This window comes from Pseudomonadota bacterium (assembly GCA_034660915.1).
In the GTDB taxonomy this organism is placed as follows: domain Bacteria; phylum Desulfobacterota; class Anaeroferrophillalia; order Anaeroferrophillales; family Anaeroferrophillaceae; genus DQWO01.
In genome coordinates, this window is sequence record JAYEKE010000143.1 from 1 (window position 1) to 2,683 (window position 2,683).

2 protein-coding genes are annotated in these 2,683 nt (G+C 45.7%); both read right to left on the reverse strand.

The genetic code is table 11. The annotated features are described in order from the left end of the window. Positions 1-748, reverse strand: a 748-nt coding sequence (locus U9P07_08585; protein MEA2109459.1) for a hypothetical protein, incomplete at its 3' end; no start/stop codon positions are given. A gap of 138 nt (positions 749-886) precedes the next feature. Continuing rightward, on the reverse strand, positions 887-2,341 hold the full coding sequence (locus tag U9P07_08590; protein ID MEA2109460.1) for a hypothetical protein: 1,455 nt from the start codon (positions 2,339-2,341) through the stop codon (positions 887-889). Between the last annotated feature and the right edge of the window lie 342 nt (positions 2,342-2,683).

Sequence of the window (2,683 nt, forward strand, 5' to 3'; positions counted from 1 at the left end):
TGGTATCAACTTTCCGATACCGGGGAATCAACACTCTTTCATTATCGGCGGTGGAAAGGGAATATAAACCATCCCCGGTTTCAAGTCCTGATTTCCCCGCTGACGGTCTGCCGGCTTGCCGGTTCAATTCCGCCAACGGCACGGAACTAATTAATTCAAAATCAGCATTGTAAAGGTTAGCCCGCTGTCGATCGGCAATCAAATATAAATCATCACCGGATTTCAACAGTTCTGCCGGCCGGTTCAGCAACGGCCGATATTGCAATCCACGGTTATACTCTTCCCAGACAACTTGGGGAACAGACTCTTTCAACCGGGAATACAAAACGGTATTAGTCCCGCTGGCATCGATAAAAAGAAGCTTCTGGCCGCTGGCCCGTTTTACCTGCTGGCCACGCAGCAACCGCACGCCCCGGTAGTGACTAAGGGGAACAGTAACGGAATAAACTCCATCCACCCGAATCACTTTCAACAAGGATATTTTCTGCTCCTGCCGGCCGATAACCTTTCCAGTCCGGGGATGAACCAGAGGATCCCCGCTAATAATAACCGAAAAAACATCCCCGGATTGAACCCCTTTATCCTGCCCACAGTCAATCAACACTCCCTGTTTATTGAGCTGGACAATATAACCGTTGAGGGGCTGCAGACGGCTGAAAAGACCGTTTGTTGACTGCCCCCAGGCACTACCAAATAATAAAATAATCAAGGCACTCGCAACTGACAGCCCGACAAATTTTCTCATCATTCTTCTCCAGACAACTAGGCGGAAAGATCTATTGTCACACAATTAGATGATAAAAAACTGTCCTTCCCTCTAGCAGAAAAGCAAAAAAAAAGGAAGCGCAAATGCGCCTCCCTTTTTTATTACCCTGAAACAATAACTTTAGAATTTGTAACGAATCCTGGCGGTGGAGATGAAGATATCTTCATCGGAATCGCCGTCCCGTTCAACCTCATAGAAATCCAAGGCGTCACCAGCAAAGAGATAACCAGCGTTGACGGCAAACTCAAGATTGTCATAGATCTTATACTTCAGATAAGCATCAACTTCAAAACCGATCTCATCCTCATCTTCATAACCATCCTCAGACATATACTCTACATCTTCAGCGGTCATCATGTACATGAATGAAGCACCCATGGTGGTCTTTTTATTGGCCTTATAATCCACTGCCAACTTATTCATGATAAACCCTTTGTCAAGCAAATAGGGTTTCTCAGTAAAGTAGTTGTCATCGGTGAAGCCACCCTCAAAAATACAGATATTGTCCATGCGATCCACATCAATGGCCATGAAGGCTTCAAAATCATCATCATCGCTGTCATCGTCACCGGAGGCGTACCAGAAGGTATAGGTAAATTTCAAAGCATCCAGTTTGTAACCGAGATCAACATGGAGAAAATAGGCATCCAGATCGAAGTCTTCATCAGCAACACCAGGCCCGGCATAATCAATAAACTGAGGCCCAAGTTTCGCATCGTACTTATAAGCATCCTGGAAATTAGCGTCATCAATGCTGCCGGTCTGATACATGAAGTCCCACTTGGCGAAGAAATCGTTCATGGCCAAGGAACCGTCGGTACCGATGGTGAAAATCTGCGTGTCAAACTTATTCCCCAGTTTTTTCAATTCATAATGCTGGGAGGTAATGGTTTCACGAGGGGTACCATCAGGATTTAAAGCATCTTTATCGGCATCACCCATATGATAAACCGCGAAGATCCCGGCCTTAATGCCGTCAGCCGGCTTGAAATTCAAGCGACCGTAGAAGGCATCCATATCATCGGCATCATCATCCTCATCATAAACTTGATCTTCATAGGGACGCAACCAGGCCAGTTCATAGGAAACGTTGTTAACCGCGCCAGAGAATTTAACCCCCATGACGGTTTCCTGCCAGTAGAAGCTATTGGCTGAAAAAGGCTGCAGACCCATTCTGATCATAGCCTTATTTTCACACCATGGCAGCTGAAAATCCGTATACATCCAGCGGTTTTCAAGGACAACTCCATCACCGGAATAACCACCGGCGCCTTCTCCCCTGTAACTCTCGTTACCATAATGAAGGGCTCCCACTTCGATCGCCCAGACGCCTTTCACTTTACCGTCATTGGTTGAGGCTTCAACCCACATGCGGTACTTGGCCTCACCCCAGGTCTCATCAACACTACCATCATCAAGACCGGCATCTTCCATGGTCAGCCAGTCATTATGATCGGTATAAACCATGAAACGGTTGTTAAAATCACCCTTGATTTTAACATCAGCAGCCAAGGCCGGCAGGGCCAGAGCCAGGGCGGCGAATACCGCCAGCACCATTACAAATCTTTTCATCATTTCTCCCTCCTTACACAGATTAACAAAAAAAATTTCTCTCATTCCCCTGATTTCCATTATCAGCTAATTCTAATTTACATTCCATCATCAAAACTTTAAGAAAAATTAAAGGTTTCTCCGCGCAACACCTCCTTTCCCCTGTAAATTTTATAGTGAGTTAACAAACTCTAATCTTAATTGCAAGGAAAAAATGCAATAATTTTATTAATTTTTCATTAACTTCGCCCTCTCACGGAACAGATTTGCACTTTTGCTTCGCTTGCGCCCTGAGCTTCAGCGAGGAAGTGCCCTTGGGGTGCTTCGCATGGGGACAGCACTAAAGTACTGTCCCCGATCCCGTGT

Bases quoted from the DNA above. Each gene is read 5' to 3' on its own strand.
- U9P07_08590 (MEA2109460.1), bottom strand. From the start codon at position 2,341: ATGATGAAAAGATTTGTAATGGTGCTGGCGGTATTCGCCGCCCTGGCT.